This is a genomic window from Pseudomonas sp. 05T35 (assembly GCF_056396605.1).
This window is the reverse complement of the sequence record NZ_JBFTLU010000565.1, coordinates 1-4,552: the sequence shown is the minus strand read 5'-3', so window position 1 is coordinate 4,552 and position 4,552 is coordinate 1. Positions and strand designations below refer to the sequence as shown.

The window sequence follows — 4,552 nt, the reverse complement described above, 5'->3', positions numbered from 1 at the left end:
TCATGTGCAAGGTGAAGATTTCTCAGCGTTCCAAGCCGAAGTTTCTCGATTTGATTTAGACGCGTTACTCCCAAACCCTCAGTTTTTGAAACTGTTTGCTGCTGCCTATATCGAAAGCGAAAGATATTTCACTGACAAACGGTCTATTTTCTCACAAGCAGTCGAACATTTGGCGAAGGAAGCTAACATCAATATAGCGAGAACCAATTCGACACTTTCGACCACTCAAAAAGTTGACTTATCATCGGAAGTTTTCGCCAAGCTTTTGTTGTCTGGTGCTGAAGGAATTGGCATGAGCGAAGCCACTGAAGACCGAATGTATCCTTTGCTTGCATCATTATTTCGCGGCAACACATCGGCTGAAGGCATCCTAGCAACTCGACTTTTTAAACCTGGCGATAGTGCAGATCAACATCGTCCCGTTCACAAGATCGTCGCTGAATACTGTGCGGCAGACTATCTTACCAAGCGGATAGCAGACCCGGCGGACGCTCTGACACTTCCTAAGTGCCTCCCTATTATTGCACCTAACTCCATAGTTCGAGATGAACTCAGGGGGCTTCTGGGCTGGATGGCATCGCTAGGTAACAAGTCTATTCAGGAGTCCGCAATCGAACTTGACCCTTATGCAGTACTTGCGAACGGCGACCCTTCCCAGCTTGAAAATTCGTCAAAACGCCTGCTTGTAAAGCGGCTGAAAGCAGTTGAAACCAAAGATCCCTATTTTAGACGGGGAGATTTCTGGCGAAGATTCAGTGCTGCAGGTTTCTTCACCCAAGATGTTATGGATGAGATCAAACCTCTTCTTGTGAGCGGAAGTGATGGTCACTTACGCGATCTAATTCTTGAGCTTTTGGCGGGGTCGCCAGCGATTGAGAAATTAAAAGATGAGTTACGCCAACTCGTTCTAACGTCGGACGAAAGCGAAAACACTCGCCTAGTGGCGAGTGCATGTTTACTCGAAATAGTGGATCATGATCATCGCGCCGACTTGACAGCCCTCATTGCTGAAGCAAGTCAAGCCTCATTAAAAGTTTCAGCCAAAATTATCGAAGCTTTAGGACCGGAGAAACTTGAGCAGGCTTATCTTGCTGATTTTTTTCGAGCCTGTGCAAACTTATTTTTAGGTCTCCTAGAGCACCGAGAGCGAACGATAGGTGCGCGCTACTTTGTAAAGAGTTTCATCAATGGATTAAACTTAACGGTCATTGAATGTCTTTTGGATGAGCTAAGCAAAGGTCTTTTTTGCAAATGCGGCAAGAGGACTTATGAGTGCGATTGTCGAAGCGGCATGAGCAAGATAATAGGTTCAATGCTTGACCGTTATTTCGATTTGGCAGCACCTCCATTTGATCCAAAACGCGTTTGGCAATGGGTCGAAAATCTGAATTTTCATGAGCAAAAATCTGCAAGCCAAAGCACAGCGGTTAAAGTGATTCGAGAGGATGATGACTTGCGTCAAGGCATTATCGCCCATGTGTTCGGAAAACTAACTGACCGTGATCAGATTTTCGAAACCAGGATACATAAGTTCGATTTCCACTCCCATTCTGGTCTTCATTTTTACTCTGATGATCGTAAATTCGTAGTCGATCTAGCGTTTGAGACCGACAACCCGAATTTGTGGGCAAGTTTCATGACTGGACATCAACACCATCGAAATATAGCAGAAAGAGGCCCAGACAGTTTGCGGCGGCACATGCGCGAGCAAGCATCGAAAAAACCTTCATTCATGCGAGAGTGGGTTAATTACAACAGGGCTGTGTTGCAATCTGAACGAGAACATCGAATCCCGAGGTTTAGGCATACCCGAAGAATGAAGCGCTGTCGCAGGCAACAAGACGACAACCGCGCATTGAACATCAAGTATATCCAAGATAACCGGGAACTAGTCGAAGGTGGACGCCACTGGGGTTGTCTCGTCCGCTTTGCCGAGTTGGTGCTTATGAGTCAAGACGAAGTTGAGCAAGAACTTGGAGATGAGACGCTAGTTCGTAACGCGCTCAGAAACTGTCTCGACTTCATTGCTCCGAAAATCCCCGACCTGCTTAGGCTAGCTGAACTACAGTGCGCTTCAGAGTGTTTGCACTCTGTAATGATCCTTTATGCGGCTTGCTTGGAGATTATGCGTGTTAATGGGAACTTAGACGGTGTTGATCTTCGACTTCTGAAGGCGCTGAGAACCAACATTGACACAAAATACAGTACGGTCTCCAACGAAGAACGTGATGCACTGAAGGCCGAAACTGATTTTTGAGATAGCTGCTCAGTATGGCAATCGTGATGAATTGAAAAAAATCATTGCAGAACGTTGTGCAGAGTTCATGTCCAATTGGCCCAATCCGACCGGCATAGAAGACATTGAACAGAAACGTGTATTTTGGTTCGTACGCGCATGGTATTTTCTGGAAAACACACCAGAAACATACTGGAACTGGCTCAAAGCCGACAAAGATACGGTTCTTTTATTTCACGAGCGGTCTGGGCGAATGAGTTATATTGATCATCCCTATTGGCCCAAGCTCACATTAAGCAAAGTGGAAGCCATTCTAGACGCTTTCTTCGACAAATGGCCTAAGGTAGACCTGCCGAGTCACTGGGGAACGAGTAGCCCCAAAGAAGAGAATGCATACCGCTTTTTGAGTGAAGTGATCTGGYCAATTAACTCGGCTGATCCCGATGATGCAATTTTTGTCCTCGACCGGCTTCTTGCCGACCTGCGCTTCGCAGACCTTCACAAGGACTTAAAGAGCATGCATGCCAACCAAGTCAGGAAGATAGCGCTGAGAGATTTCGAACCACCGACGCCACAGGAAATCGTAAATCGACTGGACCGCGATGCCGTAGTAACTGTGGAAGGTCTGCGTCAACTCGTGATCCAAGAACTCCAGGACTTTCAGAACGCTATAGATGGTGGAGAGTTCAACTCCGCAAATCGCTTTTATGAGAAAGGTGAACGGTTGGACGAAGTTCGGTCTACTGAGATTATTGCTGAGCGCCTCAACCTTAGACTTGAGCCGCAAGGCATCTCAGTGACGCCGGAGCATCAACTAAAAAATGAAAACCGGAGTGATTTCACAGCGACCAAGATGATTGGCGGTAGAAGACGGCTGCTTGTTACAGAGGTAAAAGGACAGTGGCATAGGGAGCTATACACCGCTGCTTCCTCTCAGTTGCATGAACGCTACTCCATCCACCCGGACGCAGAGCAACAGGGTATTTTCCTGGCAATCTGGTTTGGCGTAGATGAAAAGGTTGCAGGGCTTATAAAACACGGTATCGGAACCGCTCAGGACCTTAAAAACAGTATCGAAAGAACGCTACCACCAGAACTATCAGGGCTAATTGATGTGTTCGTTCTGGATGTGTCCAAGCCCCAATAGAACGCATTGTCGCGAGCGGTAACGTCCCCCTACCAGTTCCAAAAAAATGGACAGATTTATTTATTCGCCAAATCACGCCAACAACAACCCCCCCTCCCTTTCCAGTCGATTATTTGTAAACAAGTGGACTAACAACCGCACTTTGTACGGCTGAAAAGAAAACAGCACCAAGCGCAATATGTGTAATCACAACCACCAAGGCGACCTCAAAAAAAACAAGCTTRTTACATCTACAATTTGCACAAAACAGCATCCAAGTACGCTTCCAAAACGCAATTTTTTGACATCTGATTTCTGCTGCTATTTTCTCAAGCTCTTCGGGAGACTTAAGTACTGACTCGATAAAGCTACTCATATTCGCTACCCAAGCGCCAATAAAAACAAGTAAGCACATAACAAAAGCGAATGACCTTTTAACACCTTCAAAACTAAAATCGAAAGTCTCCAAATCGAGCTTAGTGCTAAAAATTATTGCAAGTGTCAGAAATAAAATTTGAGGCGTCAAATTTCTTAAAAACTCAAGCAAAGCTCTTTTACCTTCCCCCAAAAACATTACCACTCCTAAACCGTACAACCTTACGGATGATTATCATTAAAAAAGGGACAAACATCTTAACGTCGATTACTTTGCCCCATTCTACTCATTACTTAAGTGAGGACTTTATAGAAGCTATAGCAGGGATCACTTCAGAAGACTGCCCCTGGCTAAGCATTTGAATCTGAGAACGGCTGAAACCTTGCGGAGCTTTCCTAAGAAACACTCCACTCGCCGTATGAAAGTACTCATCTCCCGCGAGCTCAGAGTGGAGTTCTGATAGAGATAGTCTTAATTCAGTTTTTTCGTTCCATGATTCAATGCCGATACGATCTACAATTTGCACAAGCCCTCCAGAACTAAGAGTCTTCCGGCCTAACTCGTAAGTTCTCTTGTGGACGTCAGCGCGATACTCTGGCATTTCGGCGCCAGTAAAATTAACAAGCTCTTTCCCCAGTTTTTTCGCGATCGTTTCTGGTGCGGCACCAATCAACCAGCACACTATGGCTGTAGGACTCAGACCAGCTATTTCAGTATCAATTGAAGTATCAAATAAATCGTGCTTGATTATGACAACCTGGCTTTTCGCTTCCGACAGCCGACCAACCTCAACGACCTCTACGCTCACTCCATT

The 4,552-nt window shown here is 45.7% G+C and carries 4 protein-coding genes; 2 read left to right on the top strand and 2 right to left on the bottom strand.

Features of this window, described 5'->3' with window-relative positions:
* Positions 1 to 2,257 (top strand): NACHT domain-containing protein (locus AC1DH9_RS27255; RefSeq protein WP_477809143.1); only part of this gene is annotated, 2,257 nt, incomplete at its 5' end.
* A 31-nt stretch (positions 2,258 to 2,288) separates the two neighbouring features.
* A complete protein-coding gene (locus tag AC1DH9_RS27250) occupies positions 2,289 to 3,383 on the top strand; it encodes a hypothetical protein (RefSeq protein ID WP_477809142.1) in 1,095 nt (364 codons plus the stop codon).
* A 109-nt stretch (positions 3,384 to 3,492) separates the two neighbouring features.
* Here the strand turns inward: AC1DH9_RS27250 and AC1DH9_RS27245 are convergent, their stop codons facing one another.
* Positions 3,493 to 3,936, bottom strand: coding sequence for a hypothetical protein (locus AC1DH9_RS27245; protein WP_427543278.1), 444 nt, complete (start codon positions 3,934 to 3,936; stop codon positions 3,493 to 3,495).
* A gap of 91 nt (positions 3,937 to 4,027) precedes the next feature.
* A partial coding sequence (locus tag AC1DH9_RS27240; protein WP_477809141.1) for a hypothetical protein occupies positions 4,028 to 4,552 on the bottom strand: 525 nt, incomplete at its 5' end.